This is a genomic window from Brachybacterium paraconglomeratum, from assembly GCF_003994255.1.
GTDB lineage: Bacteria > Actinomycetota > Actinomycetes > Actinomycetales > Dermabacteraceae > Brachybacterium > Brachybacterium conglomeratum.
Genome location: NZ_ML133859.1, coordinates 115,543 through 141,334 on the forward strand (window position 1 = coordinate 115,543; position 25,792 = coordinate 141,334).

Consider the following 25,792-nt stretch of genomic DNA (forward strand, 5'->3'; position numbering starts at 1 on the left):
TCAGGCCAGTCCGTAGTGCTCGAAGAAGTGGATGAAGCTGAGGGAACCGAACTGGTCGGCGACCTCGCTGCCGAGGAGCTCGCGGGGCTCCACCGTCGAACCGTCCGCGCCGTGCGCCGTGACCAGGACGGTCCGTGACCCGAAGCCCTCGTCCTTCTCGAAGATGTACTCGACGACGCTCCGCCAGACCGGATCCAGGGCGTCCAGGAGCTGCTCCTCGTCCACGTCGAAGCGGATGTCTCCGCGCAGGCTGGTGCGCATGGTCCCGCCGCCGCTGGTCTCCATCTCGGAGGAGGTCACGTGCTCGAACTCCTCCACCGGGTCGTTCAACGAGTCCGTGCGCGACGGCAGCAGACGCCCGCAGCCCGCCAGCGCGGCGATCATGCCCGCAAGTCCTCCGGCCATCAGCACTCGCCTCCGCATCCGCTCCGCCTCTCCTGATCCCACCGCTGCGATTGCTCCAGCATCGCAGATCCTGCCTGCTCCCTCACCGTCGTCGCGTCTCCCCGGTCCGCCCGCTGAGCTCCGGGCCCCGGCGTCCTGCGCGCTCAGCGCTCCGCGAGGTACAGCGGCTCGCCGTCGATCGTCTCGATGGAGAACAGGGCAGAGCCCCGCTCCCCCTCGGCCAGCTCGAGGGCGACGATCGCGGTCGCCCGGTCACCGTCGGTGAGCGCGCCGATGTCCCGGAGCGGGGCGGCGGTCGCGACGTCGAGGTCCATGTGGCAGCTGGCCCAGGACATCGACTCGAGGCAGAGGTAGAGGTCCTCGGTCGGGACCGTGCCGCCGGGCCCCGTGTACGCGACGTCGACCGTGGCCAGCACGTATCCCGCGCTCGGGTCGGGCGGGGGATTCGCGGGGTCGGCGGCGACGGCGGCGTCCGCATCCCAGTCCACATCGGTGACGGTCACCTCGACGACCCCGCCGCTCACCGTCGGCCAGGACAGGGTGTGCTCCCCGAGCGTGGCGGGACGGTCGTAGGTGCCGGCGTCCGTGACGACCGCACCGGAGGCATCGGTGACCCTGCCCGGCGTGTACATGCTCGAGTACCCGCCGACGGGATCGCTCATCACGTACGGCGCACCGCCGTAGATGTACGCCAGCCCGCCGAGGACGAGAACCAGCACGAGCACGAGGCCCGACACGGCGAGCGCCAGGGAGGACAGCACGATCGCGACGATCGGCAGCGCGCTGCTCCGGGCACGCTCCGGCGGCGCCGACGGGGGCGGGAGCAGCGAGGGGTCGGACCAGGTGTCCGACTGCGCAGGTTCTGCCTGCGCGGTGTCGGACTGCGCGGTGTCGGCCTGCGCGGTGTCGGACTGCGCGGTGTCGGCCTGCGGGGTGTCGGCCTGCGGGGTGTCGGCCTGCGGGTCATCACGCAGCGTGGGCGCGAGCAGCACCCACGGAGCGGGAGCAGGGTCTGCCGCGCCGTCGGGGGCGAGGGCAGGCAGGGGCTGAGGCGAGGAGCCGTCGGACATCGGTGACCGCCAGGGGTGCAGAAGGGACCAGGAGCCCGCGCTTCCGGTGGCCCGTGCGGCAGCGGTGAGCGGAATGTAGCAGGTCGCACCGCGATTCCCGCATTCTCGTCACCGACTCGTGACCGTGGGGGCCGGCGGGCCGCGCGGGGCGTCCCGCTACGCTCGCCGACATGGCCGCGACATCGCCCGTCCCGACCCCTCCCGTGAGGCTCCGCCGGGTGGGGACGGTCCTCGTGGTGCTCGCCGGAGGGCAGCTGCTCGCCGGCGTGCTCGTGGTGCTGCTCGCCTCTCCCGCCTCGAGGCTCCTCGCCCTCGCAGCGGTGCTGGTCGCTCTCGCGACGTGGCCCGTGGCGGCCTCGACGCTGCGTCCGCGCGCCCCAGGTGCGGTGACGGCGGCGGACGCCCTGACCCTGCTCCGCCATCTCGGGGCAGGTGCGCTCGCGGCGGCGACGGTGCTGGTCCTCGGCGGGGAGCTGGCCGCGCGGTCGTGGCCGCTCGCCGCGCTGATCGCGACGACCCTGGCCACCGACGCGATGGACGGACCTGTCGCACGGCGCACCGGCAGCGCCGGTCCGATCGGTGCCCGGATCGGCATGGAGGCCGACGCCGCGCTGGTGATGGTGCTGTCGGTGCTCGCGGCGACGGTGGTGGGACCGTGGGCGCTCGCGATCGGGCTGATGCGCTATGCCTTCGTGGCGGCCACGCGGGTGCGGCCCGCGCTGCGGGAGCCGCTGAGCTTCAACCAGTTCCGGCGGCTCGTCGGCGGCGGTCAGGGGGTCGCGCTGCTGAGCGCGCTGGTCCCCGCCGTCCCCGTCCCGGCGGCGGCCGCGGTGGTCGCCCTCGCCCTGGCCCTGCTCGTGGTCTCCTTCGGACGGGACGTCATCCGCCTCGAGCGTGCGCAGCGGTCGGCACCCCGCTGAGGGGGCGCCGGGCCCACCTCTCCTTCGGCATCCCCCTGTTCGCCCCCGACGGCCTCGGCCGCCTGGGCCTGCTGGCACTGCTGTACGCGCCGCTGGCAGCGCTGGAGCAGTTCCGGCCCGCCGTACGCTACGTCCTGATCGGCTACACGGTCCTCACGATCGTCCTGTACTTCGTCATGGGTCCGCCGTTCATGGCGGTCGGCCTGCTGACGAAGGCGGTCGAGGCGATCCTGGTGTTCCTCCTCGTCGTGGAGGCGGGCAGGGCGCGGAGAGCGGCCCGCTGAAGTGACGTCTCGGTCACGTCTCCGCGTCGGTCACTTAGAGTGACTGGCACAGATTCACCTTGATGGAAGCGAGCCGCGCCCCCGTGTTCAACCACGCCTCGTTCATCTGGTCCGCCGCGGACATCCTGCGCGGGACCTTCAAGCAGCACCAGTACGGGGACGTGATCCTGCCGTTCACGGTGCTCGCGCGCCTGGACGCCGTGCTCGCCCCGACGAAGCAGGCGGTGCTCGCGGCGGTCGACGGGTTCGAGGCCGGGGAGCGCGTGCCCGAGGCGTACCTGCGCCGCAAGGCCGGCCACGAGTACTCCTTCTTCAATCGGTCCCGACATGATCTGCAGTCTTTGCAGGGCGATGCGGACAACCTCGAGGAGAACCTCCGCGACTACGTCAACGCCTTCTCGCCGAACGTCCGAGACATCTTCGAGCAGTACAAGATCGAGGACACGATCGTGGATCTGGCGCGGCACGATCTGCTGCTGCAGATCCTCCAGCACTTCGCGAAGGTGGACCTCCACCCCAAGGTCGTCTCGAACGAGCAGATGGGGCACATCTTCGAGGAGCTGATCCGTCGCTTCGCCGAGGCGAGCAACGAGACCGCCGGTGAGCACTTCACCCCGCGCGAGGTCATCGAGCTGATGGTGACCCTCCTGGTCGCGGGCGACCAGGACCTCGGCAAGGACCATGTGGTGCGCAGCGTCTACGACCCGACGGCGGGCACCGGCGGCATGCTCTCGGTGGCCGACGACAAGATCAAGGCCCACAACACCACCGCGCAGGTGAACCTGCTGGGGCAGGAGATCAACCCGGCCTCCTACGCGATCTGCAAGGCCGACATGGTGGTGAAGGGCCAGCCGATCGAGAACATCGTCCTCGGCAACACCCTCACCCAGCCCGCCTTCCGCGGGCAGACCTTCCACTACGGCCTGTCGAACCCGCCCTTCGGAGTGGACTGGAAGCAGTCCCAGAAGGTGGTGAAGGAGGAGCACGACGTGCGCGGCTTCGCGGGACGGTTCGGGCCGGGTCTGCCGCGCGTCTCCGACGGGTCGCTGCTGTTCCTGATGCACCTGCTCGCCTCGCTGCGGGATCCGCGGCCGGAGGAGGACAACCATTCGGCGGGTCGGGGCGCCATCGTCCTGAACGGCTCGCCGCTGTTCACGGGCGGAGCGGGCTCCGGCGAGTCGAACATCCGAAAGTGGGTACTGGAGAACGACTATCTCGAGGCGATCATCGGCCTGCCCACCGACATGTTCTACAACACCGGCATCGCGACGTACGTGTGGATCCTGTCGAAGGACAAGGCGCCGGAGCGTCGCGGCAAGGTGCAGCTGATCGACGCGACCGACATGTTCGTGAAGATGCGCAAGTCCGTCGGGTCGAAGCGTCGGATGCTCTCCGCGGAGAACATCCGCACGATCTCGGAGCTGTACAGCGGCTTCTCCGAGTCGAAGCAGTCGAAGATCTTCGCCACGACGGACTTCTTCTACCGCACGATCACGGTCGAGCGGCCGCTACGCCTGAGCTACGCCGTCACACCGGAGCGGATCGAGCGGGTCATGGCGGCGCGCCAGGTCGCGAAGCTGAAGGAGCCCGATCAGGCTGCGCTGCGTTCCGCACTGGTGGCCGCCGCCGAGGAGTCCGACGGGACGGTATCGACCAGCCGCGCCGAGTTCACCGAGTCGCTGAAGACGAACCTCGCCGCGCACGGTTCGTCCCTCTCCCCCGCTCTGCTCAAGGTGGTGCTCGCCGAGCTGGGTGAGCACGACGAGGCGGGAGAGCTGGTCACGAAGGCGGGCAAGCCCGAGTCGGACGCCTCCCTGCGGGACACGGAGAACGTGCCGTGGGAGGAGGACGTGGACGAGTACCTGCAGCGCGAGGTGATCCCCTTCGTTCCCGACGCCTGGATCGACCACGCCAAGACCAAGGAGGGCGCCGAGATCCCCTTCACCCGCCACTTCTACGAGTACGTGCCGCCCAGGCCGCTCGAGGAGATCGACCGCGACCTCGACGAGGTGCTGGGACGGATCCGGAAGAGGCTGGAGGAAGTACAGCGATGAGTTGGGACTGGCAGCGCTCCGCAATCGGGAAATCTCAGATCAACGCACACAAAAATGGCGAACTCCGAGTTGGCGATATCGCCCTACTCATCAACGGCCTCCCCTACGAAGCTGAACACTTCGGTGACACCGGAGAGCCGCTAATCCGAATTCGCTCTCTACTTAACACAGAAGAGACTACGCGTTATAGCGGCCCGAATTTGACAGATTATCGCGTAACGCCCAAATCGCTCCTCATAGGGATGGATGGCGACTTCAACGTCGGGCGTTGGGGTCAGAATGAACCAGGGTTACTCAACCAAAGAGTTCTCGCCCTAGAGGGCCCCGAGAGCACCCTGAGGTGGATCGAATACTGCCCCCCCAACACGCTCTCAATAATCAACGATCTGACATATGCCACCACAGTGAAGCATTTGTCCTCAAAGCAGGTTTCGCGAGTCAGAGTGCCCTGGCCGGGAAAGCATCGTGTCGACTCAATCGTCGATAGACTCGACCGCGAGACCGCCGAGATTGACACCCTCGTTGCCGAACTTTCCACCGCCGAAGAGCTAGCTCGCGAGCATCACGGTGCAGCGCTCGAGAGGCTCATCGTTACCGATGGACCAATGCCTTCCGAACTGCGTCGCCACCACCCGATTCGAAAGTCCGGAACGAGTGTCAACGGCGCCCCTTGGCCCGCTGAACCAGGCGAGCCCGGCGTGCTGAAGACGGGGGCCGCCTCCCGGAGGGAATATCGACCCCATGAGAACAAAGCCGTCATCGACCCGATTGAGCAAGCACGACTCTCGACGCCCGTAGAGGCTGACCGCGTACTCGTCAATCGCGCCAACACGCCGTCGAACGTCGGCGCCGCTGCGTACGTCGAGCACGGCAGTGATGATCTGTTTCTCTCCGACAAGCTCTGGTCGATCGATTTTCAAGGCGTCAACGAGTATTTCGCCTTCGCAATGCAAACCCGCCTGTACCAGGATCAAGCGAGCCAGCGAGCCGTCGGCACGAGTCTCTCTATGCAGAACCTTCCTTACGACGAGTTTCTGTCGATTCGGCTCCCGGTTCCGTCAGTTGAGCGGCAGCGTTCCATCTGCGCGACCCTCCGAGATGAGCAGCGCTTGATCAACGCTTCGGTGTCCGATCTCGACCGCGCTATCGCCCTCGCCAAGGAGCGCCGTGCCGCGCTGATCACCGCCGCGGTCACCGGTCAGATCGACGTCACGGCCAAGCGTCGACCAGCGGCCGAGCAACTCGAGGACGACATCAAGGAGCTGTCATGACCGTCTCGGGCCCGCACCAGGAGCTCGCCTTCCAGGACGAGATCGCCTCGCATCTGGAAGGGAACGGCTGGTGGCGTTCCCGGGACTCCTCCGGGTACGACAAGAAGCGGGCCCTGTTCCCCGGGGACCTCCTCGCCTGGCTCGAGGAGACGAGTCCGGAGGACTTCGAGCGGGCGATCCCGTCGGCCGTCGATCCTGCGACCAGGCAGAAGCACGTGGACCGTCTGCTGGACCGTGTGGCGAAGGTGCTGGGCGCCGATGAGGCGCACGGCGGCGGGACCCTGAACGTGCTGCGCAAGGGGTTCGACGTCGTCGGCGCCCGCGCGCCATTCAAGCTGCTGCAGATGCCGCCCGCGGACGACCGCAACCCCGCCCTCACCGAGCGATACCGGCGCAACCGACTGCGCGTGGTGCAGGAAGTCGTCTACTCACAGAAGAAGGCCGACCGCATCGACCTCGTGCTGTTCTGCAACGGTCTGCCGGTCGCGACGATCGAGCTGAAGACCGAGTTCACGCAGGGCCTCGAGGAGGGCAAGACCCAGTACAAGCGCGACCGCTCGACGAAGGGCGAGCCGCTGCTGACCGCGTTCCGTGGGGCGCTCGTGCACTTCGTGGTCACCCCGCGCGAGGTCGCGATGACCACCAAGCTCGACGGGCCGGCCACCACGTTCCTGCCGTTCAACATGGGCGACGCCAACGGCGCGGGGAACCCGCCGGAGATCGGCGCACGGTTCTTCTGGGAGCAGGTGCTGGACCGCGACGCGTGGCTAACGATCCTGGCGAAGTTCGTCTACGTCAACCACGAGACGCAGGAGGACCCGCTCACCGGGGCGGTCACCGAGAAGCACCAGATCCGCTTCCCCCGCTTCCACCAGTGGCGGGCCGTCACCAAGCTCGTCGACGCGGCCCGGGAGGAGGGATCCGGGCATCACTACCTGATCCAGCACTCCGCCGGATCGGGGAAGACCGACTCGATCGCGTGGACGGCGCACCGCCTCGCCTCCCTCCACCGGGCCGACGGGCAGAAGGTGTTCGACACCGTCATCGTGATCGCCGACCGACAGGTGCTCGACCGGCAGCTGCAGGACGCCGTCGACCAGCTCGTCACCGCCACCGGCACCTTCCAGGCCGTCACCCGCGGGTCAGGATCCTCGAAGACCGAGCAGCTCCGCGAAGCGCTCACCGCCGGCGTGCCGATCATCGGCGTCACGTTGCAGACCTTCCCCTACGCCCTCAAGGCGATGCAGCAGAAGGGCAGCACCCTCGCGGCCAAGCGGTTCGCCGTCATCGCCGACGAGGCGCACTCCTCGCAGTCCGGCCAGGCCTCCGCCGCAGTGCGGAAGGTCGTCTACCTCAACGTCCCACCCGCCGGGACGGAGGAGATGGAGCCCGGCGCCGACCAGGACGCGCTCGTGGAGATGGCGGCGCAGGCGGACCAGGACCAGCGGATCAGCTTCTTCGCCTACACCGCCACCCCGAAGGCGAAGACCCTCGAGCAGTTCGGCCGACGCGACAGCTCCGGGCAGCTCGTCCCCTTCGACCTGTACTCGATGAAACAGGCGATCGAGGAGGGCTTCATCCTCGACGTGCTGAAGAACTACACCAGCTACGAGCAGGCCGCCCGGATCAAGCTCGCCGCGGAGAGCGACGACGTCGACGTGGACGTCCGCACCGGCACCTCCGCCTACCTCCACGCCGTCGAGATGCACCCCACGAACATCTCGACCAAGGTCCGCGAGATCATCCGCCACTTCCAGGCCGCGGTGCAGCCCCACCTCGGCGGGCGCGCGAAGGCCATGGTCGTCACCAGCTCCCGCGCGAGCGCGGTGCTGTACGCGCGGGAGTTCGAGCGGATCAGCGAGTCCGAGGGCCTCGGGCTGCAGGCCCTCGTCGCGTTCTCCGGCGAGGTTCCCGACCCCGAGGTGAAGCCCCTTCCCGGGGCGGCGGCGCCGACGGTCACCGAGGCCTCCATGAACCCCCGTCTGAAGGGCCGAGACCTCGCCAAGGTGTTCGCCCTGCCGGATGAGCACGCCCTGATCGTCGCGAACAAGTACCAGACCGGCTTCGACCAGCCGCTCCTCGTGGGGATGTACGTCGACAAGCAGCTCTCCGGCATCGCCGCGGTGCAGACGCTGTCGCGCCTGAATCGTCGGGCGCCCGGCAAGATCGACACCTTCGTGCTCGACTTCGTCAACGATCCCGAGCAAATCCTCGCCGCGTTCCGCGAGTACTACGAGGACGCCGAGATCCAGCAGGAGTCCGACCCGTACCTGGTGGTCGACATGCTCGCCAAGCTCGACGCCGTCGGGATCTACACCCCCGCCGAGATCGATCTGGTGTGGGAGATCTGGTCGGCGCGAGGAGCGAAGCACTCCTCGCTCGCTGAGCGTCTTCGGCCCGCTCTGGACCGCTTCGGGGACCGCTGGCGCCGCGCGCTGCTCGAGGGCGACACCGAGGAGCGTGAGGTCCTCCTCGACTTCCGCTCCACCCTCACCCAGTACGTGAAGGCGTACGCCTTCTTCGCGCAGCTCATCGACTACGGCAACCCGCGCTACCTGAAGTTCTCCGTCTACGCCGATCTGCTCGCCCGCCAGCTGCGGGCGTTCACCACCGAGGTCACCGACCCCGGCGAGGTGGACGTCTCCGACATCGTCCTGACGCATTACAAGCTCGAGAAGCTCCGCACGGAGGACCTCGCCCTCAGCGACGGCGAGCCGCAGGGACTCGACGGACTCACCGAGGCGGGCATGGCCAAGGTCCGCGAGCGCGAGCGCTCCGCGAAGTCCGAGATCGTCGAGAAGGTCAACAAGTACCTCGGCGACCTCGACGTCGACGACCGCTACAAGGTCGACAAGATCGAGAGCCTGCTGGCCGAGGTCGCCGCCGACGACAATTTGCGTGCCATCGCCGGCGCCAATTCCCGGGCGGACTTCGCCCACGCTCCGGGGCTGCAGATGGTCACCGAGGACGCCGTGTGGCAGGTGGAGGACGCCTCCAACGCCGTACTTAAGGAGCTGCAGGGCATGCCCTGGGAGAGACTGCGGGCAATGCTGCTGGAGTGCGGTCTGTACGAGCGGCTGCGAGAAGCGGAGGCGATGTGATGACCAGAGTCGGGGTGTACGTCGACGGCTACAACCTCTATTACGGCGCGCGGCGGCAGTGCGGCCGGTCGACACCCGGCTGGCGATGGCTGGACCTGCGCGCCATGGCAACGACAATCGTGTCCTCGCAGTCCACCTGGACATCGCCCACCATCGAGCATCTCGTCTACTGCACCGCGCGGATCAGCGGCGCGAGCAACTCCGAAGGCCAGCGAGAACAGGACGTCTATCTCCGTGCGCTGGAGCGTACGGGCAGCGTCGACCTCATCGCCTACGGTAAATACGTCAATCGCGTGGCGAAGGCGCCGCTCGCAACCCCCGCCGGGAACGGTCGTCCCGAGCTCACCACCTCAAGCTGGCCGGTGATGGTCCGGGACGGCAACGATAATGACGTCCCCGACGCGACGTTCATGGTCTCGGTCGCTCGGCGGGAGGAGAAGGGGTCGGACGTGAACGTCGCGTCGCATCTGCTCATCGATGCCCTGAGCGGCGCGATAGACGCGGCCGTAGTCATCTCGAACGACAGCGATCTCGCGTTCCCGATCCGCCACGTGCGTGAGCAGATCCCCGTAGGGCTTGTGAACCCAACTCCGGGCTACCTGGCTGGGGATCTACAAGGCACACCAGCCGACGGCGTGGGCAACCACTGGTGGTATCAGCTCACGGCGCAAGATCTCCAACAGCACCAGCTACCACCCACCATCGGCGCAAAGATCCGCAAACCCCCGCCATGGTGACGGTCACGACTCGACGCCCAGCAACCACACGCCGAACCTTCCGCTGGCCTGGTCCGATTGCCAAAACTCCTACATAGCGTCTACTCTACGTAGACACCACCCGACCCCTCTGGGGTCGGGTTTTTCTTTGTCGGAGGTCATCCAGCTGACGTACCGGACCGAAGCGGAAGAGCGGCGGCGGAGCCCCCGCTCCGCCGCCGCATCCTCTCGAGCCCGGATCAGGCGAACGCGCTGGTCCCGGTGATCGAGCGACCCACGATGAGCGACTGCATCGTGTCGGTGCCCTCGTAGGTGTGCAGCGCCTCGATGTCGCTCCGGTGGCGGATCACGCGGTTCTCGAGCAGGATCCCGGAGCCGCCGAGGAGGTCGCGGGCGTTCGAGGCGATCTCGCGGGCGGCGCGGGTGTTGTGCACCTTGGCGAGCGAGGCCTGCTCGGGCCGGATGGTGCCGGCCGCCTCGAGGTCGGCGAGGCGGCGGCAGTACAGCTGCATCGAGGTGAGGGTCTGCAGCATGTCCGAGAGCCGCACCTGGACGTGCTGGGCCTTGGCGAGCGGACGCCCGAACTGGATGCGGGTGGTGGCGTGCTCGAGCGCCGCCTCGTAGCAGGCGATCGCGTGGCCGAGCGCGCCCCAGGCCACCCCGGCGCGGGTCGCGAACAGGACCTTCGAGGTGTCCTTGAAGGTGCGCGCCCCGGGCAGGCGCTGATCCAGCCCCACCCGCACCTCGTTCAGCGTGATGTGGGCCTGGTGGATGGCGCGCAGCGCGACCTTGCCCCGGATCACCTCGGCCTCGTAGCCGGGCAGGGACTGATCCACGAGGAACCCGCTGACCTGGCCGTGAAGGGCGGGATCCGATGCGTCATCAATCCGCGCCCACACCACCGAGAGGTGGCAGCCGGCGCCGTTGCCGATCCAGCGCTTCTCACCGGTCAGCACCCACTCGTCGCCGTCGCGGCGCGCGACGGTCTCGAGGGAGACGGAGTCGGAGCCGTGGTCGGGCTCGGTGAGGGCGAAGGCGGCGTGCTCGACACCGGTGGCGAGGGAGCCGCCCCAGCGCTGCTTCTGCTCCTCGGAGCCCAGCAGCATGATCGAGCGCAGCGCGAGCCCGCCCTGCACGCCGACCATGGTGCCGACGCTGCCGTCGATCCGGGAGAGCTCCATGTTCACCAGGCCCGTCGCGAGCGGGGAGAGGGTGCGATGGCCGGGCACGTCCAGGCCGTCGGTGAGCAGGTCGAGCTCGCCGAGGCGGGCGACGAGCTCGATCGGGTACTCGCCGCGGTCCCACCAGTCGTTGATCCGCGGCAGGACCTCGTCGGCGAGCGAGCGGGCATCGGCCCAGGCCCTCAGGTCCTCACCCTCGACGTCCTGGAAGAGCGCGAAGTGGTCCGCGGTCGCGGGCAGGAGCGTCTCGGGGGTGGCGGCCGACGCGTCGGGCGCGGAGACGACGGCGCGGTCGGTGACCACCGACTCGACGCGATCGCGGTTCTCGTCGGTGCCGGGGTTGCCGCCGAGGGAGATGTGGCCGGGCGCTGGGGCATCCCAGCTGCTGGTGTCGGTGGTGGTGCGGGTGTCGTTGCTGGTCATCACTTGATCCTCTCGACGATGAGGGCCATGCCCTGGCCGCCGCCGACGCAGAGGGTGGCGAGGCCGTAGCGGCCGTCGCGCTCGGCGAGGCCGTTCAGGAGCGTGGTGGTGAGCCGGGCGCCGGTGGAGCCCCAGGGGTGGCCGAGCGCGATCGCTCCGCCGTGGACGTTGAGCTTGTCGTGGGGAATGCCGAGGTCCTCCGCGGAGGGGAGCACCTGGGCGGCGAAGGCCTCGTTGAGCTCGACGAGGTCGATGTCCTCGATGGTGAGGCCCGCGAGGTCGAGGGCCTTCTTCGTCGCCTCGACGGGGCCGAGGCCCATGATCTCGGGGCTGAGGCCGGAGACGCCGGTGGCGACGACGCGGGCGAGCGGGGTGATGCCCAGCTCTTTCGCATACGTTGCTTCCATCAGCACGAGCGCCGCGGCGCCGTCGTTCAGGGGGCAGCAGTTGCCGGCGGTGACGGTCCCCTCAGGACGGAAGACGGGGTCGAGGCCGGCGACGGCCTCGTAGGTGACGCCCGCGCGCGGGGAGTCGTCGGTGTCGACGACGGTGCCGTCGGGCAGGGTGATCGGGGTGATCTCGCGGGCGAAGAAGCCGGAAGCCTGCGCGGCCTCGGCCCGGTTCTGGGAGCGGGTGGCGAACTCGTCCTGCGCCTGACGGGTCACGCCGCGCAGCTCGGCGACGTTCTCGGCGGTCTGGCCCATCTGGATGTACGCGTCGGGCAGCTCGCCGTCCTCGCGCGGGTCGTGCCAGGGGGCGGGGATCTCGCGGGAGGCGCGCTTGTCGGTGCGCTCCCACGCGGCCTTGAACTGCGGGTCGCGGGCGTCCTCCTCCATGAGCTTGCCGGTGCTCAGCGAGATCGATTCCACGCCGGCGGAGATCACGGCGCGCGCCTCGCCGGAGGCGATCGCGTGGAAGGCGGCGCGGGTGGTCTGGATGGAGGAGGCGCAGAAGCGGGTGACGGTCGCGCCGGGCACGGTGTCCAGGCCGAGCTTCACGGCGACGGTGCGGGCGAGGTTCCCGCCCTGGTAGCCCTCGGGGATCGCGCAGCCCAGCTGCAGGTCGTCGATGGTGGCGGGGTCGAGCTGCGGGACCTGGTCGAGGGCGGCGCGGATGGTCTGCGCGGCGAGATCGTCGGGCCGGACGTCCTTCAGCGAGCCCTTGCGGGCGCGCCCGATCGGTGAGCGGGTGGCGGCGACGATGACGGCTTCGGGCACGGGTTCCTCCTGGGACGGCGGTGTCTTCGGGCGGGCCGGAGTCGCAGTGCGGCCGCAGGGATCCGCGTCAGCGGGGACCTGCGGCCGACGTCGGCTCCGGACGCCGGCGTTAGTGATACTACGGGTTGCAGGTACCTGGTGGGAAGCGGACCCGTGCTCGGCGCCCCCGGGTCGCCGCCCGGATCATCCCCGGCGCGGGGTCAGGAGAAGGCGCGCGAGCAGGTCGATCGCGGCGCCGAGCACGCCGATCACGAGGATCACCACGAGCATCTCGTCGTAGGCGAGGCGGTCGCGGGCGTTGAGGATCTCGTAGCCGAGCCCGCTGGTCACGCCCAGCATCTCGGCGGGCACCAGCACCACCCAGGCGATGCCGAGGGCGAGCCGGATCGACTGCAGCACGGCCGGCCGCACCGAGGGGACGAGCACCGTGCGCAGCATCTCGCGCCGGTTCGCGCCGAGGGTGTGGGCGACGGCGACGTAGCGCGGATCGATCGCGGCGACCGCCGCCGCGGTGCCCAGCAGGATCGGCCAGATCGCCGCGGCCGCGACGAGGAAGACCACCGGCGCCGAGCCGACCCCCAGCAGCGCCACGGCCACCGGCGCCCAGGACAGCGGGGAGATCATGCGCACGAACTGGACGGGCAGCGCACTGGCCCAGCGGGTCGGCCGGTGCAGGCCGATCAGCACCCCGGCGGGGATGCCGACGGCGGCGGCGATCCCCATGCCGAGCAGCAGACGGAGCGTGCTGGTGACGAGGTCCTGGACGAGCACGCCGGTGGCGAGCAGGGAGGCGAGGGCGGAGGGCACGCCCAGGGGGGTCAGCGCCGCGAGCATGGGACTGCCCGCTCCGCCGACCGCGGTGAGGGCCCACCACGCGAGCCCCACGGCGAGCACGCCGAGCGCTCCCCAGGCCAGGGCAGGACCGCGCTCCGCACGCACGCTGCTGCGCCGACGGCCGGGGCGCCGCGACGTCCCGTCGGCCCCGCGCCCCGCGGGATCGCGGGGACGAGCCCCGAGAGCGGCGCCGTCCCGCGGCTCGGGGCGGTCGGGGTCCTCGGAGTCGAGATCTGCGGGGACGAGGCTCATGGGGCGATCTCCTCGGGGTCGTCGAGGCCGACGAGCGAGCCGGGGTCGATCCGCCGGGCGGCGTCACGCAGCGCGGTGTCGTCGACGACCAGGTCGTGGGCGTCCTCGGGGTCGATCTCGGCGAGCGCGCCGAGCGGGGCGTCGAGCACGGTGGAGCGCATCTCGCGGACGAGCTGCGCGGTGAAGCCGGGCCTGAGCACGGGGGTGAAGTCGATGGTCTCGCCGTGCCAGTCGGGGTGGGCGACGTGCGCGTGTCCGGCGCCTTCGCGGTGCATCGCGGCGGCGATCGCGGGCAGGGGCTGGGGGAGGTAGGTCCCGGCGAGCTCGGCGGCGACGCCCTCGCGATCCTCTCGGCAGGCGATCTGGGCCCTCACGAGAGCCTCGGCGACGCCGGCGATCTGCTCGGGCGAGCGGCGCAGGAGCGTCCCGGAGGCGACGGTGACGCAGCAGGGATGGGAGCGCCACACGTCGCCGAGGAAGCGGCCGATGGCGCCGGCTCCCGTCGTCTCGCCCATCGCGTTGAACGGGTCGGCGACGGTGTAGCCGCTGATCGAGCCGGCGTCCAGCGCCGGGATCATGTCCGACGGCGCCATCGGCACCAGGGTGACCTCGCCACGGTCGCGGGAGGCGGTGCGTCGCACGACGGGGGTGAGCCCCTCGGCGCGCAGCATCTGCTGGACGATGATGTTGTGGATCGAGAACCATCCGGGCACGGCGAGGGTGGAGCCGGCGAGCGCTCCGAGCTCGGGCACGTCCCGGCCGAGGGTGAGGGCGGAGCCGTCGACGTGGTTCGCGCCGAGCACGGTGATGTCGGCGCCGAGGTCCAGACGCATCTGCAGCGCCATCGGGAACAGCAGGTGGACGAGGTCGACGCTCCCGGCCAGCAGGGCCTCGCCCATCGTGGCCCAGGAGCGCAGCCGCACGGGTTCGGCCACCTCGACCCCGGCCTCGGCGAAGAGGCCGCGGGAGTGGGCGATGAGCAGCGGGGCGGCGTCGGTGATGGGGAGGTAGGCGATCCGCAGCGGTCGCTGCGGGGCCGTCCCGTCCCGCCCCGTGCCGCCCGACCCGCTCCCGGCCTGCCCGCCGCGGGACCCCGGGACCTCGCCGCGGGCGGCGAGGCCGAGCCCGGCGCCGGCGAGGCCGGACAGCGCGAGCGCTCCTCCGCCGCCGAGGACGGCGCGTCGGCTCGGACCCCGCGCGCCCGACGGCGTGCGCGAGGAGCGCCGAGGGGTCACGCGTCCGCCTCGGCGATGGCGCCGCGCCGGTAGTGGGCGAGCACCTCCTCGCGGGTGGTGCCGTCCTTCCGCGGGGTCCAGTCGGCGGTGATCCCGCGGGGCCCGTCGAGGTAGACGATGCGGTCGGCGACCACGAGCGCCTCGTCGACGTCGTGGGTGACCAGCACCGCCGAGATCCGCACGCGGGTGAGCACGTCGCGCAGCCAGGTCTGCAGGTCGGCGCGGATCGCGGGGTCCAGGGCGGAGAAGGGCTCGTCGAGCAGCACCACCGCGGGGTCGACGGCGAGCGCCCGGCCGAGGGCGACGCGCTGGGCCTGCCCGCCGGAGAGTTCGGCGGGCAGGGCGCCTGCGAGCTCGGCGATGCCGAGGTCGTCCAGCAATTCGGGGACCCGCTCGGCGCGGAACCGGCCGGCGTTGGCGGAGTAGCGGCCGCCGAGGGCGATGTTCTCGGCGACGGTGAGCCAGGGGAAGAGGTCCGGGGACTGCGGGACGAGCGCCGGCAGGCGCGGATCCGCGCCGCGGTCGATGCGCCCGGACTGCGGTTGGTCGAGGTCGGCCAGCAGCCGCACCAGGGTCGACTTCCCGGCCCCGGAGGCGCCGAGCACGCACAGGGTCTCGTGCTCGGCGACCTCGAGGTCCAGGTCCTGCAGCACGGGGCCGGCGCCGCCGGGATAGCGGTGGGTGACCCCGTGGAGCGCGAGGCTGCTCATGCGTGCCCGTCCGTCGGGACCGGGACGCCGGCGCGGGCCAGCAGATGGCGCAGGTGCGTCTCGGTCGGTGACTGGACGGGCAGGAACGCCGCCTCGCGGGCGCGGCGCGAGGTGTCGGAGGCGAGCGCGTAGCCGCGACCGCCGACGATCTTCTGCTCGAGCCGGGTGGCGCGGCCGGTGAGCAGCGCGGCCTCGAGCCGCACCCGCACCAGCTCGGCCGGCCGCACGGGGGCCGACGGCGCGGCACCCGCCGGAGACCCGCCCGCTACAGACGGACCCGACGGAGACGCCCCCGACGGAGGCGCACCCGACGGCGCGGCGTCCGAGGGGCCGCCCGCGCCGCCCGCGCGCACCGCGGAGGCCGCGCGCACGCCCGCGGCGAGTGCTCCGCGCAGGTGCTGCCAGTCCTCGGCCGCCGCGGAGAGCTCCTCGGCGAGGACCTCGCGGGCCACGTCGTCGGCCCCCGCCTCGGCGGCGTCCAGCGCCGCCCCGGCGAGGCCGAGGCACATGGCGGTCTGGATCTGCAGGAACGTGGCGCGGACGTCGTCGCGGAAGGCGGGCAGATCGCGGGTGAGGACGTCCTGTGCAGGGATGCGCACCTCGTCCAGCAGCAGCACGCCGGAGGCGGTGGCGTCCAGGGCGGTGAGGCCGGTGAGTTCCTTGACCCGCACCCCGTCGGCGTCGCGCCGGTGGCGCACGACGGCGCGTCGGCCGTCCTCCCAGCGCACGGGGGTGACGACCCAGCCGCCCGGACGCAGGTTCGAGCACCACGGCAGCACGCCGGAGACGGCGACCCCGCCGTCCGGGGAGTCGGTCGCGAGCAGCGGGATCTCGCCGAGGCCGGCCTCCTCCTTGAAGGCGGCGGCCATGCCGGAGGCGAGGGCCGTGACGCCGGAGGCGGCGCCGTCCGGCAGCGGGGTGCCGGTCGCCTCGTGGTACGCGATCGCGGAGCGGTGGCCCCACAGCGCGAAGGCGCTCGCGGTGCAGCGGCGGGCGAGGGCATGGGTGAGCTCCGCGGCCAGAGGCAGCGGTGCGGTGAGGAGGTCGAGCTCCCCGAGCGCGGCGAGCTCGTCCCAGAGGTCCGCCTCGGCCCGGTCGACCTCCCCGGCCCGCTCGGCGACGCGGGCGAGCACGGGCTCCGTCACCGCGGGCAGCACGGCGAGGCCGAGCCCGTCACGGGTCGCGGGATCCGTGCCGGCCGCAGGCTCGGGGGCACGCTCAGAGGTGGCGGTCATCAGGCGCCGGTGGTGTCGAGCTCGATCGCGCCGAGCGCCCAGATGCGGTCGATGGGGGTGGAGACCGCCTCGCGAGCGCGCACCACGGCGTCCTCGTCGGGAGCGTCGTAGAAGCAGAGGCACTTGGCGGTGTCCTCGCGCACGTAGGTGCGCAGGAAGCTGGTCTCGGGGACCTCGGCGTACTTCGGGGCGTTGGCCTTCTTGCGGGCGAGGTACTGGTCCATCGTGATCTCGGCGGGGATGTCCCACTCCACGAGGTAGCCGGCGCCGCGGCGCAGGGCCTTGATCTCGTCGAGCTCGGCGCCGACCAGGCGCACCTCGTCGGGACCGTGGACGGCTCCGGCGACCTCGCGCAGCTCGGCGACGACCGTCCCGGCCCCTTCGGCGTCGTCCGCCTCGAGGATCGTGAACAGGCGGGAGTGGTCCGCGGCGACCTGGGACTCGATCAGCTCCGCCGGGGCCGAGTCGCCCGCTGCGGCGCGCAGGGCGTCGAGCACGGCCTGGCTGCCCTCGCGAGTGGTGGCGGCGGGCTCGATCTCGAGGAGGAAGAGCGACATGGTGCACCTTTCGTCGTCCGCTCCGACGCCGTGACGGATCGAAGCATTGCTTATGGCGCCCATCAGCATCGCACAGGGTGGGGCGCCCTGTCGTCCCCGGCCCGCAGGCGTCCCGGGCCGCGGCGCGCGGGCGGCAGGTAGCCTCGCGCCCATGTGCGCACCCCGCCCCGCCCCCTCGGCCGCTCCCGACCCCGCGCCCGACCCGGCCGCCGGCTTCACGATCGACGTCCCGGCCCTGGCCGACGTCCCGGGCCTCGCGCGCGTCCACGTGAGAGGCTGGGAGGTCGCCTACGGGCACGCGCTGCATGGCGAGGAGTGGTTCGGCGAGCCCGCGATCGCGCGGCGCCTCGAGCACTGGACCCGGTGGCTGACCCCGGGCGCTCCGGAGGCCGACGAGGGCATCTTCCGGATGGGCCGCGACGGGGACGGCGTTCCCGTCGGCCTCGCCGCCTCCTGGCCGCCCCGCGATCCGCAGCCGGTGCGCGATCGGGAGCTGTCGGTGCTCTACGTGCTGCCGGAGTGGCACGGTACGGGCATGGCACGCGCCCTGGTCACAGCGCTGATCGGCGAGGAGCCGGCGAGCCTGTGGGGCGCCGAGGACAACTCCCGCGCACAGCGCTTCTACGCGAAGCTCGGCTTCGCGCCCGACGGGGCCCGGCAGGTGGATCCGCGGTGGCCGGCCCTGCCGGACATCCGCATGGTGCGTTGAGCCGGACAGCGGTCAGAGCGGAGGCTCGGGAGACGTAGGGGCCGAGCGACGGGCTACCCCATCCCACGAGCCACGAGCCCTCGGCCTGTGCGCCACCCCGGTGCTCCGCCGCCCGCACCGACCTCGACCCATACCTGCTCTCAGCCCCTGAGCAGGACGGAGTCCGAGGTCAGCGCACGGCACCGCTCGGACAGCGTGATGCCGAGCCCCGGCCGGTCCGGGACCAGCATCTGGCCCTCGCGCGTCACCAGCCGCTCCTCGAACAGCGGATCGAGCCAGTCGGAGTGCTCGACCGGTCGGGGACCTTCTACTCGATCGGGATCCGGGCACTGCTGGCGGGCACGAGCTTTCTGGACCGGGACCCGCGGGTGCGGCCCCGCGCACGAGGCGGAGATCCTCGCCGCCCTGCGCGCGGCGCGGGACCGCATCGAGGAGTCCGCGCCGGCCCCGGCCCGAGCCGTCGGCCCGCGGTCCATGCCGCGGTCCGTCCCTCCGGCCTCGCTCCTCCCCTCCGCCGGGACCTCACCCCCGCGCCGCGGGTCGGACCGTGCCCGCTCGAAGATCCTCCCCCGGGTGGACGGCGCCGCCCACCCGGACGGACGCGCCTGACCCATCCGTCGACGGATCGTAGAGGCATGAAGAACGCGACCATCGCCACCAGCCGCACCCGAGCCACCTCCGACCACCTCATCGCCTACCGCCCCCTCCCCCGCGCCTGGGGCGACGTCGACGCGCTGCACGCCGTGCGCGAGCGCCGGGCGCTCGCCGCCGCCCAGGGGCTCGACCCGAGCACGCTGGAGCTCCCGGCCCTGCTCGCCACGGCGCCGGATTCGGCCGACGGCTTCGCGGCCGCTTCGCGCCGGGCCCCTGCTCACCGCGCCCCGCGTCGGGGCCTGTGGGCCCGCCTGCTGGGCGGCGACGGGACCCCGCGCCAGGTCCGCGGCGGAGGCCAGCACCTCGCGGCCGCCTGAGCCGGCCGTCGACGTCGCCCTCAGCTCCCCGTGCGTCCCCACGCCATGGTCGGCGCGAGGAGGACGGGACACGCGCACCGCGCCGTGCGACGGCCTACGATCAGTGCCATGACCAGCGCCTCGGACCGTCTCGCCGGCGAACGACTCGACTACCTCGCCGGCTCCCTCGCGGACGCCGCCCCCGCGGACCCGCTCGCGCTGTGCGACGTCTGGCTGCAGGACGCCTTCGCCCGCCGCGACTCGCACGGCGACATCACCGACCCGACCGCCGTGGTGCTCTCCACCGTCGCGCTCGATGCCGACGGCACGCCCCGGCCGCGCTCGCGGACCGTGCTGCTGAAGGGCCTGGACGAGCACGGGGCGAGCATCTACACGAACCTCGACTCGGACAAGGCCCGCGAGCTGCGCGCCACGCCGCAGGCGTCGCTGCTGCTGCCCTGGTACCCGCTGCAGCGGCAGGTGCGGATCGAGGGCGCGGTCGAGGAGATGTCCTCAGCGGGGTCCGACGCCTACTGGGCCTCGCGCCCGCGCGGCTCCCAGCTCGGCGCCTGGGCCTCGCACCAATCCCGCCGGATCGACTCGCGGGAGTCTCTCGAGGCGCAGTACGCCGAGGTCGAGGCGCGTTTCGAGGGCTCCGAGGTGCCGCGCCCGGAGTTCTGGGGCGGGCTGCGGATCCGTCCGGAGCGTATCGAGTTCTGGCAGGGCCGGGCGCACCGGGTCCACGACCGGATCGTCTACGAGCGGTCGGCCGACGGCGCGGGCGCCGGCGACTGGACGCGGCACCGCCTGCAGCCCTGAGACCCGGACCCGACGCCGGCACGGCGGCACGCGATGTCGGTGCCGCGGGCGCCGCCGTGCGATGCCGTCGCGCTGAGCGCCCGCTCAACCCGGGTGGCGCAGGAACCGCTCCGGGGCCTCGAGGAAGCTGCGCCAGGTGCGGACCAGGTCGAGGTCGTCGTACCCGGCCCGGCGCAGGCCCCACTCGCCCAGCTCGTACAGATCGGCATCGGGCAGCGCGGCCAGGACCGGTGAGTGGGTGGACAGCACGATCTGCGAGCCGGCGTCGGCGATGCCCTGCAGCAGGGCGAGCAGGGCGAGGCAGCCGCTGAGGGACAGCGCCGACTCGGGCTCGTCCAGCAGCCACAGCCCACGGATCCTCGAACGCTCCTCGACGAGCGCGAGGAAGGACTCGCCATGGCTGCGCTCGTGCATCATCCCGCCGACGCCGATCTCCTCGTAGTACGTGAACAGGGAGTGCATCGTCTCGGCGCGCAGGAAGAAGCCCGAGCGCGGGGCGCCGGCGCCGCGCACGAGCTGGAGATGCTCGACCAGCGGGGACTCGGTCCGACGGGTCGCATGCATCGCGCCGGTCCCGCCGCCCTCCGGATTCAGCCCGAACGCGCCGGCGAGCGCCTCCACGAGGGTGGACTTCCCGGCGCCGTTGTCGCCGGTCAGCACCGTGATCGGTCCGAGCTCGAGGCCGTCGCGGAGCACCTGGCGGATCGGGGCGAGGGTCGCCGGCCACGCCGCATGGTCCGCGGGGGCGAGGGGGTGCTCGCGCAGCTCCCGCACCGGCAGGGCCGGGGTGTCGAAGGGCGTGCGCGGGGGCCCGGGCTCGTCGAAGTCGTCGCCGAAGAGCGAATCCATCAGGTCCCGTTCACACGCCGAAGGCGGGCGGGTAGGCGATCTGCCCGCGCGGCGTCGGACGTTCGGGGTCCAGGGCGAGGGCGAGGAAGGCCTCGTCGGGCACGTCGAACGGGGCGGTGACCCCGACCCCGGAGGCGGGGGTGAAGCCGAAGCGGGGGGTAGTACTCGGCGTGGCCCAGCACCACGACGAGGTTCTCGCCCTGCTCGCGCGCCGCCTCGAGCGCGGCGCGCCGCTCCGCGCGGGTGCGCCATGCGGCAGGGACATCCGGCGCCCGGGCGGAGTCGTGAGAGCTCATGGTGCCAGCATGCACCGTCGTCCGGACATCCCTCCCGAGGACCGCTACCCTCGTGCACGCCCCTCCCTCCCCCGATCCCCGCGAGGTCCTCCATGTCCCAGCCGCGCTCCCGCACCCCGCTCGTGCTCGGCATCATCGGCGGCGTCGCATGCCTGGGCCTCGTCCTGGTGCTGGTGATCGGCGGTGTCGCCGGCTTCCTGATCCTGCGCGAGGGCTCGGATCCCGGCGCCGGCGCCGCCACCGAAGAAGGCCCGACGGAGGGCACGGGCGGCTCGACGGGCTCCGGCGAGGTCGTGGCACCGCCCGGGGCGGCGGCCGACCAGCCCTATGTCGAGCTCAGCACCAGCGACGACGGCCCCGTGGTCGACGTCTACCTGGACTTCCTGTGCCCGCACTGCCAGACCTTCGAGGCGACCCAGGGACCTGACCTGCAGGAGATGGCCGAGGCCGGGGAGATCACGCTGCGCATGCACCCCCGCCCGATGCTCGATGCGACCTCCTCCCCCGCCGGCTACTCCGGCCGCGCCGCCAATGCCGCGCTCTGCGCCGCCGCGGAGGACCCGGCGAACTGGTATCCGGCGTCGGCCGCGCTCTTCGCGCAGCAGCCCGGCTCCGCGGGACTTCCCGATGAGGAGCTCATCGGCATCGTCGGGGAGGCGACGTCGGTCGACATCTCCGACTGCCAGGCCGAGGGCACCTATCTGCCCTGGCTGGAGCAGGTCGTCGAGCCGGAGGCCCAGCAGGCCGTGCCGGGCACGCCGGCCGTGCTCATCGACGGCGAGCAGTTCAGCGGCGACCTCACGAGCTCGGGGTCCGTGCGGAAGGCCGTCGAGGCGGCCTGAGCACCGTGCTCCCGACCGACCGCTCGGGAGCGCGCGAGCACGGCCGGAGATGTCCCCGGTCACTCCCCGCACCCCGTTCGGTGTCCCCCCGGCGACGCCCGGGCGAACACCTGAGGACAGTCCAGCTCCCGCCCTGGGTTCTCCCCGTGGCCGGTCCTACCGTGGAAGCATGCAGACCGAGACCTGGCACTCCCCCGTCGGCCTCACCCACGACGCCGGGTGGGAGCTCGACGTCCGACGCACCCTTCCCGCCCCGCCCTCCGAGATCTGGCAGCGACTGCTCGCCGAGTGGCTCCCGCAGTGGCTGGGCCTCGAGTCCGTCCCCCAGATGGTCGGTGCCCCGGTGCGTCGCGGGGGCCGGGTCCACGGCCGGGTGATCGGCTGCCATGTCGGCCGACGCGTCCGCCTGCGCTGGACCCCCGACACCCTGGACCACGAGACGGTGTTCCAGGTGACGCTCCAGGAGGCCCCGGAGTCCCTCGGCCGGGCCACGATCCTCGAGATCCATCAGGAGCGCCTGCTCGGCGCCGCCGAGCGACAGGGCCTGCTGGACCACTGGAACCTCGTCCTGGACGACGTCGTCGCCGCCCACGGCCGCGAGCTCGCCGGAGGCCGCCTCGACCTGCAGGGCTGAGAGCCCGGCAGTCAGCCCTCGTCGCGGTCAGCCGTTCCTGCAGTCAGCCGCTCCCGCGGTCTGCTGCGCTCGCGGTCTGCTGCGCTCGCACGCTGCTGCGCTCGCAGTCAGCCCTCGTCGCGGTCAGCCCTCGTCGCGGTCAGCCCTCGTCGACCTCGTGGCCGATCGCGCCCTCGCCGTCGGGGATCTCGGCGTGCTCGCGCAGCACCTCGATGCGGGCCACGTCGATGTCCACACCGCCGGAGATGCCGGTGACCGTCCCGTCGAAGCGCAGCTGCCACACGGCCCAGTCGCCCTGCACGGGGCGGCTGCCCGCGGAGAACAGCCAGTCGGGGCGTGAGTCCGTGACCGGCAGGCCGTAGTGATCGCGCCACTCCGAGGAGGAGTAGATCAGCAGACGACGGCCCCAGGCCTTCTCGACGATCGCCGTGAACGCGTCGACCTCGGCCTGCGCGTCGACCGCGCCGGGCCGCTCCTCGCAGGCACCGTCGAACTCGAGGTCGAGAGCGGGCGGGAGCGCCGAGTCGTCGGGCGGGGCCGCGGCGAGGAAGTCCTCTGCCTGGTCCGCGCCGGAGGAGCAGAGCGTGAAGTAGTGGTAGGCGCCGGGGACGACCCCGGCCGCCTGCGCGCCGTCCCAGTTCTCCTGGAAGCGGGAGTCGACGAAGCCCGCGCCCTCGGTCGCCTTGATGTACGCGAAGCCGTACCCGTCGGAGGCGACCGCGGCCCAGTCGATCTCCTCCTGGTGGGCGGAGACGTCGATGCCCATCACCTCGTCGGGCGCGAGCGTCGTCTCCGCGGGCAGGTTCTCGAGCGCGGCGGCGTCGGCCGAGGTCGCCGTGACCTCCATCGCCGCGTCGTCGGCGGTGAAGGGCGCCGGATCGCTCTTGGCCGCCTCCTGCCCGCCTCCGCCGAGGCCGCGGATCACCGAGACGGAGCATCCGCCGATGATCAGCACGAGCAGCAGCGCGAGGGAGCCCGCGACGATCTGACGTCGGCGGACCTGCTCTGGCGTGAATCGTGGCACGCACCGGACGCTACCGGAGCAGGCCAGGCCGTCGCGGGAGACGTGCCGGGCGGGAGCGGAGGAAGGACAACGCTTCCCGGCTCCCGGCGGGGTCAGCGGGCGAGCCGGGTCAGTGTGCGAGTCGGGTCAGTGTGCGAGTCGGGTCAGCACGGGAGCCGGCACAGTGCGCGAGTCGGGTCAGCGCGCGAACAGCTCCGCGAAGGCGCGCAGGAGCCGCGGCGGCTGGTCGGCCTCGACGTGCCGCAGCTCGGTGAAGATCTCCTCCATCTCGTCGGGCGAGAAGTAGCCGTGGTCGCGATAGGCGCGGGCCCGCTCGATGATCGAGGGGACGTCCAGCTCGGGGTGGAACTGGGTGGCGTACTGCCTGGTCCCGACGCGGAACATCTGCACCGGTGCGGTGCGTCCGCTCGCGAGCGCGGTCGCGTGCGGGGGCAGCGTGTGCACGGCCTCCTTGTGGCCGACGAGCCCGAGGAAGGTGTCCTCCAGCTGCGCGGCGCGGACCAGCGGGTCCTCGCGACCGGCCTCGGTGAGGGTGACCTCGACGGCGCCGAGCGGCTCGCCGTGGGCGCGGTCGATGAGGGCGCCCTGATGGGTGCCGAGGGTGCCGATGCCGTAGCAGGCGCCGAGGAAGGGGACGTCGTGGGCGATGACCTGGTCGAGGACGCGGTCGATCTCCGCCTCGGCCCGCAGCTGCGCCTCGTTCTTGGAGTCGACGGGGTCGGAGACGGTGAAGGGGCTGCCGCACAGGATGATGCCGGAGATGTCGTCCATCGCGAGGTCCGGGAAGGGGTCGCGGTCCAGGCGCGCCCAGAGCAGGTCCTGCTCCTGGAGGCCGGTGAAGTCGAGCACGGCGGCGCGCTCGGTGGCGGCGACGTCGTCCTCGGGACGGGTGGCGATCTGCACGAACGGTTTCACCAGCGCATCGTATCCACTGGCACGCGGTGCTCCCGGCCGTCCGTGCAGGCTCCTGCATCGCCGGTGATCGACGGCTCCGCGGACGTGCCGCCGGGCCGTGCCGCGGCGCGTCGGCGCGCTGCGGTCCTGTCTGCGCGCTGCGGTCCTGTCGGCGCGCACCGCGGTCCCGCCGGCCGGGCCGGCCTCTCCCGTAGTCTGCGCGGCGTCGACGACGCTCATCGAGGAGATCCCGTGACCGCTTCCCCTGCTCTTGTCCTCGCGCCGCCTCCCGCGGCCGTCGAACGGCCCGCCGTGCTGTGCGCCGAGCGGGTGCTCTCCTCGTGAGCTCACCGGCTGCGCTGGTCGCGGGACATCCGCTCCCGGAAGGGCTTCGGGCGGCGCAGGACCCGGCGCTGCGCGCGTGGCTCGCCCGCCTTCCCGCGCTGGTCGACGAGGTGCTGGAGCGGTGGGAGCTGAGGGCGCTGCCGCCGTTCCGACCGGGCGGTTCGAGCGCCTGGGTCGCGCCCGTGCGCACCGCCGACGGGGACGAGCGGGTGCTGAAGGTGGCGTGGGCGCATGAGGAGTCCCGCGACGAGGCGGCAGGGATGCGGGCGTGGCAGGGGCTCGGGGCGGCGCAGCTGCTGCGCAGCGAGCGGCGGGGTGACACGGCGGCTCTGCTGATGGAGCACGTGCGGCCCGGGGTGCCGCTCGTGCGCTGCCTGACCTGGCCCGAGCGGGACGAGGTGGCCGCGGCGGTGCTGCGTCGGCTCCGTGTCCCGGTCGACGAGCTGCTCGGTGCGGACGACGATCCGGTCACCGACTCCACCGCCCCCGCCCCGTCCTCGTTCCGGCCGCTCGCCGACATGTGCGCGTGGTGGGCCGACAGCGCCGCCCGGCGGCACGCCGAGGCCGTCCCGTCGCTGCTGCCGTCGGGGCTCGTCGAGCACGGCCTCGGTCTGTTCCGCGCGCTGCCCCGGGACTGGGACGGGGAGCAGATCCTGCTGGTCACGGACCTGAACCCGGGCAACATCCTCACCCATGACGGGCCGGAGCGGTGGCTGATGATCGATCCGAAGCCGTACATCGGCGATCCGCACTACGACGTGCTGCAGCACATGCTCAACGACGGGGAGCGCCTGGTCGCGGATCCGGGGGCGTTCGCCGATCGGATGGCTGACCTCGCGGGGCTGGATCGTCGGCGGACCCGACGGTGGCTGCTGGCCCGCTGCGTGCAGGAGGCCGGGGAGTTCGGTGACGCCGCATCGGCGGCGCTCCGCCTCGCGGCCGACGGGGTCGAGTGACGCTCCAGG

Annotated in this window: 23 protein-coding genes and 1 pseudogene; 11 read left to right on the forward strand and 13 right to left on the reverse strand. The window is 71.9% G+C overall.

Going from position 1 to position 25,792, the window contains the following annotated elements:
• Both DS079_RS13560 and DS079_RS13565 read right to left on the reverse strand, forming a co-directional pair.
• Positions 1–384 (reverse strand): hypothetical protein, encoded by a 384-nt coding sequence (locus DS079_RS13560; protein ID WP_010549161.1) that lies wholly within the window; start codon positions 382–384, stop codon positions 1–3.
• A 164-nt stretch (positions 385–548) separates the two neighbouring features.
• Positions 549–1,475: a hypothetical protein gene (locus tag DS079_RS13565; protein ID WP_126988392.1), complete on the reverse strand. Its 927-nt coding sequence runs from the start codon at positions 1,473–1,475 to the stop codon at positions 549–551.
• Between the two features lie 170 nt (positions 1,476–1,645).
• On the opposite strand from DS079_RS13565, the gene DS079_RS13570 reads away from it, so the two are divergent.
• The 5 genes from DS079_RS13570 (at position 1,646) to DS079_RS13590 (ending at position 9,842) form a co-directional block, all read left to right on the forward strand.
• Positions 1,646–2,395, forward strand: a complete 750-nt coding sequence (locus DS079_RS13570) for a CDP-alcohol phosphatidyltransferase family protein (protein ID WP_241237668.1) — start codon at positions 1,646–1,648, stop codon at positions 2,393–2,395.
• A gap of 346 nt (positions 2,396–2,741) precedes the next feature.
• A complete protein-coding gene (locus DS079_RS13575; protein ID WP_126988393.1) occupies positions 2,742–4,733 on the forward strand; it encodes a type I restriction-modification system subunit M in 1,992 nt (663 codons plus the stop codon).
• Complete coding sequence (locus tag DS079_RS13580; RefSeq protein WP_126988394.1) at positions 4,730–6,004, forward strand: restriction endonuclease subunit S domain-containing protein; 1,275 nt, start codon at positions 4,730–4,732, stop codon at positions 6,002–6,004. The genes DS079_RS13575 and DS079_RS13580 overlap by 4 nt, the downstream gene beginning before the upstream one ends.
• Positions 6,001–9,105 (forward strand): type I restriction endonuclease subunit R, encoded by a 3,105-nt coding sequence (locus tag DS079_RS13585; RefSeq protein ID WP_126988395.1) that lies wholly within the window; start codon positions 6,001–6,003, stop codon positions 9,103–9,105. The genes DS079_RS13580 and DS079_RS13585 overlap by 4 nt, the downstream gene beginning before the upstream one ends.
• Positions 9,105–9,842 (forward strand): NYN domain-containing protein, encoded by a 738-nt coding sequence (locus DS079_RS13590; RefSeq protein ID WP_126988396.1) that lies wholly within the window; start codon positions 9,105–9,107, stop codon positions 9,840–9,842. Before DS079_RS13585 ends, DS079_RS13590 begins: the two co-directional genes overlap by 1 nt.
• Before the next feature lie 218 nt (positions 9,843–10,060).
• Here DS079_RS13590 and DS079_RS13595 read toward each other — a convergent pair whose 3' ends face one another.
• The 7 genes from DS079_RS13595 to DS079_RS13625 form a co-directional block, all read right to left on the reverse strand.
• Complete coding sequence (locus tag DS079_RS13595; protein WP_126988397.1) at positions 10,061–11,425, reverse strand: acyl-CoA dehydrogenase family protein; 1,365 nt, start codon at positions 11,423–11,425, stop codon at positions 10,061–10,063.
• Positions 11,425–12,642, reverse strand: coding sequence for an acetyl-CoA C-acetyltransferase (locus DS079_RS13600; protein ID WP_126988398.1), 1,218 nt, complete (start codon positions 12,640–12,642; stop codon positions 11,425–11,427). The genes DS079_RS13595 and DS079_RS13600 overlap by 1 nt, the downstream gene beginning before the upstream one ends.
• Positions 12,643–12,825: 183 nt before the next feature.
• Complete coding sequence (locus tag DS079_RS13605) at positions 12,826–13,728, reverse strand: ABC transporter permease (RefSeq protein ID WP_126988399.1); 903 nt, start codon at positions 13,726–13,728, stop codon at positions 12,826–12,828.
• A complete protein-coding gene (locus DS079_RS13610; RefSeq protein WP_164736259.1) occupies positions 13,725–14,963 on the reverse strand; it encodes an ABC transporter substrate-binding protein in 1,239 nt (412 codons plus the stop codon). Before DS079_RS13610 ends, DS079_RS13605 begins: the two co-directional genes overlap by 4 nt.
• Positions 14,960–15,673 carry an ABC transporter ATP-binding protein gene (locus DS079_RS13615; protein ID WP_126988400.1) on the reverse strand — a complete coding sequence of 238 codons (714 nt, stop codon included), beginning with the start codon at positions 15,671–15,673 and terminating at the stop codon, positions 14,960–14,962. Before DS079_RS13615 ends, DS079_RS13610 begins: the two co-directional genes overlap by 4 nt.
• A complete protein-coding gene (locus DS079_RS17260) occupies positions 15,670–16,908 on the reverse strand; it encodes an acyl-CoA dehydrogenase family protein (protein WP_206516172.1) in 1,239 nt (412 codons plus the stop codon). The genes DS079_RS13615 and DS079_RS17260 overlap by 4 nt, the downstream gene beginning before the upstream one ends.
• Positions 16,908–17,465 (reverse strand): DUF4242 domain-containing protein, encoded by a 558-nt coding sequence (locus DS079_RS13625; protein WP_126988401.1) that lies wholly within the window; start codon positions 17,463–17,465, stop codon positions 16,908–16,910. Before DS079_RS13625 ends, DS079_RS17260 begins: the two co-directional genes overlap by 1 nt.
• Positions 17,466–17,616: 151 nt before the next feature.
• On the opposite strand from DS079_RS13625, the gene DS079_RS13630 reads away from it, so the two are divergent.
• The gene (locus DS079_RS13630; RefSeq protein WP_126988402.1) at positions 17,617–18,174 is read left to right on the forward strand and encodes a GNAT family N-acetyltransferase; all 558 of its coding nucleotides are present in this window, start codon (positions 17,617–17,619) and stop codon (positions 18,172–18,174) included.
• Between the two features lie 140 nt (positions 18,175–18,314).
• On the opposite strand, the pseudogene DS079_RS13635 reads toward DS079_RS13630, so the two are convergent.
• Positions 18,315–18,467: pseudogene (locus DS079_RS13635) on the reverse strand (mandelate racemase/muconate lactonizing enzyme family protein); the annotation flags it as partial.
• 342 nt (positions 18,468–18,809) lie between these two features.
• Here DS079_RS13635 and DS079_RS17165 point away from each other — a divergent pair.
• Together DS079_RS17165 and pdxH are read left to right on the forward strand one after the other, a co-directional pair.
• The gene (locus DS079_RS17165) at positions 18,810–19,145 is read left to right on the forward strand and encodes a hypothetical protein (protein ID WP_164736254.1); all 336 of its coding nucleotides are present in this window, start codon (positions 18,810–18,812) and stop codon (positions 19,143–19,145) included.
• A 108-nt stretch (positions 19,146–19,253) separates the two neighbouring features.
• Complete coding sequence (gene pdxH / locus DS079_RS13645) at positions 19,254–19,943, forward strand: pyridoxamine 5'-phosphate oxidase (RefSeq protein ID WP_126988403.1); 690 nt, start codon at positions 19,254–19,256, stop codon at positions 19,941–19,943.
• 84 nt (positions 19,944–20,027) lie between these two features.
• Here the strand turns inward: pdxH and DS079_RS13650 are convergent, their stop codons facing one another.
• The gene (locus tag DS079_RS13650) at positions 20,028–20,792 is read right to left on the reverse strand and encodes an AAA family ATPase (RefSeq protein WP_126988404.1); all 765 of its coding nucleotides are present in this window, start codon (positions 20,790–20,792) and stop codon (positions 20,028–20,030) included.
• Between the two features lie 388 nt (positions 20,793–21,180).
• On the opposite strand from DS079_RS13650, the gene DS079_RS13660 reads away from it, so the two are divergent.
• The gene (locus tag DS079_RS13660) at positions 21,181–21,930 is read left to right on the forward strand and encodes a DsbA family protein (RefSeq protein ID WP_126988405.1); all 750 of its coding nucleotides are present in this window, start codon (positions 21,181–21,183) and stop codon (positions 21,928–21,930) included.
• 169 nt (positions 21,931–22,099) lie between these two features.
• Positions 22,100–22,564, forward strand: coding sequence for an SRPBCC family protein (locus DS079_RS13665; RefSeq protein ID WP_126988406.1), 465 nt, complete (start codon positions 22,100–22,102; stop codon positions 22,562–22,564).
• 139 nt (positions 22,565–22,703) lie between these two features.
• Here DS079_RS13665 and DS079_RS13670 read toward each other — a convergent pair whose 3' ends face one another.
• Together DS079_RS13670 and DS079_RS13675 are read right to left on the reverse strand one after the other, a co-directional pair.
• Positions 22,704–23,588 (reverse strand): GH25 family lysozyme, encoded by an 885-nt coding sequence (locus DS079_RS13670; RefSeq protein ID WP_126988407.1) that lies wholly within the window; start codon positions 23,586–23,588, stop codon positions 22,704–22,706.
• 177 nt (positions 23,589–23,765) lie between these two features.
• Positions 23,766–24,503 carry a glutamine amidotransferase gene (locus DS079_RS13675; protein WP_126988408.1) on the reverse strand — a complete coding sequence of 246 codons (738 nt, stop codon included), beginning with the start codon at positions 24,501–24,503 and terminating at the stop codon, positions 23,766–23,768.
• A 320-nt stretch (positions 24,504–24,823) separates the two neighbouring features.
• On the opposite strand from DS079_RS13675, the gene DS079_RS13680 reads away from it, so the two are divergent.
• On the forward strand, positions 24,824–25,783 hold the full coding sequence (locus tag DS079_RS13680; RefSeq protein WP_126988409.1) for an aminoglycoside phosphotransferase family protein: 960 nt from the start codon (positions 24,824–24,826) through the stop codon (positions 25,781–25,783).
• Positions 25,784–25,792: the final 9 nt, after the last annotated feature.

Excerpts from the sequence above, each read along its gene's own strand:
- DS079_RS13560 (WP_010549161.1), bottom strand. The coding sequence starts at position 384 with ATGATCGCCGCGCTGGCGGGCTGCGGGCGTCTGCTGCCGTCGCGCACG.
- DS079_RS13565 (WP_126988392.1), bottom strand. The coding sequence starts at position 1,475 with ATGTCCGACGGCTCCTCGCCTCAGCCCCTGCCTGCCCTCGCCCCCGAC.
- DS079_RS13570 (WP_241237668.1), top strand. The coding sequence starts at position 1,646 with ATGGCCGCGACATCGCCCGTCCCGACCCCTCCCGTGAGGCTCCGCCGG.
- DS079_RS13575 (WP_126988393.1), top strand. The coding sequence starts at position 2,742 with ATGGAAGCGAGCCGCGCCCCCGTGTTCAACCACGCCTCGTTCATCTGG.
- DS079_RS13580 (WP_126988394.1), top strand. The coding sequence starts at position 4,730 with ATGAGTTGGGACTGGCAGCGCTCCGCAATCGGGAAATCTCAGATCAAC.
- DS079_RS13585 (WP_126988395.1), top strand. The coding sequence starts at position 6,001 with ATGACCGTCTCGGGCCCGCACCAGGAGCTCGCCTTCCAGGACGAGATC.
- DS079_RS13590 (WP_126988396.1), top strand. The coding sequence starts at position 9,105 with ATGACCAGAGTCGGGGTGTACGTCGACGGCTACAACCTCTATTACGGC.
- DS079_RS13595 (WP_126988397.1), bottom strand. The coding sequence starts at position 11,425 with ATGACCAGCAACGACACCCGCACCACCACCGACACCAGCAGCTGGGAT.
- DS079_RS13605 (WP_126988399.1), bottom strand. The coding sequence starts at position 13,728 with ATGAGCCTCGTCCCCGCAGATCTCGACTCCGAGGACCCCGACCGCCCC.
- DS079_RS13615 (WP_126988400.1), bottom strand. The coding sequence starts at position 15,673 with ATGAGCAGCCTCGCGCTCCACGGGGTCACCCACCGCTATCCCGGCGGC.
- DS079_RS17260 (WP_206516172.1), bottom strand. The coding sequence starts at position 16,908 with ATGACCGCCACCTCTGAGCGTGCCCCCGAGCCTGCGGCCGGCACGGAT.
- DS079_RS13625 (WP_126988401.1), bottom strand. The coding sequence starts at position 17,465 with ATGTCGCTCTTCCTCCTCGAGATCGAGCCCGCCGCCACCACTCGCGAG.
- DS079_RS13630 (WP_126988402.1), top strand. The coding sequence starts at position 17,617 with ATGTGCGCACCCCGCCCCGCCCCCTCGGCCGCTCCCGACCCCGCGCCC.
- DS079_RS17165 (WP_164736254.1), top strand. The coding sequence starts at position 18,810 with ATGAAGAACGCGACCATCGCCACCAGCCGCACCCGAGCCACCTCCGAC.
- pdxH (WP_126988403.1), top strand. The coding sequence starts at position 19,254 with ATGACCAGCGCCTCGGACCGTCTCGCCGGCGAACGACTCGACTACCTC.
- DS079_RS13650 (WP_126988404.1), bottom strand. The coding sequence starts at position 20,792 with ATGGATTCGCTCTTCGGCGACGACTTCGACGAGCCCGGGCCCCCGCGC.
- DS079_RS13660 (WP_126988405.1), top strand. The coding sequence starts at position 21,181 with ATGTCCCAGCCGCGCTCCCGCACCCCGCTCGTGCTCGGCATCATCGGC.
- DS079_RS13665 (WP_126988406.1), top strand. The coding sequence starts at position 22,100 with ATGCAGACCGAGACCTGGCACTCCCCCGTCGGCCTCACCCACGACGCC.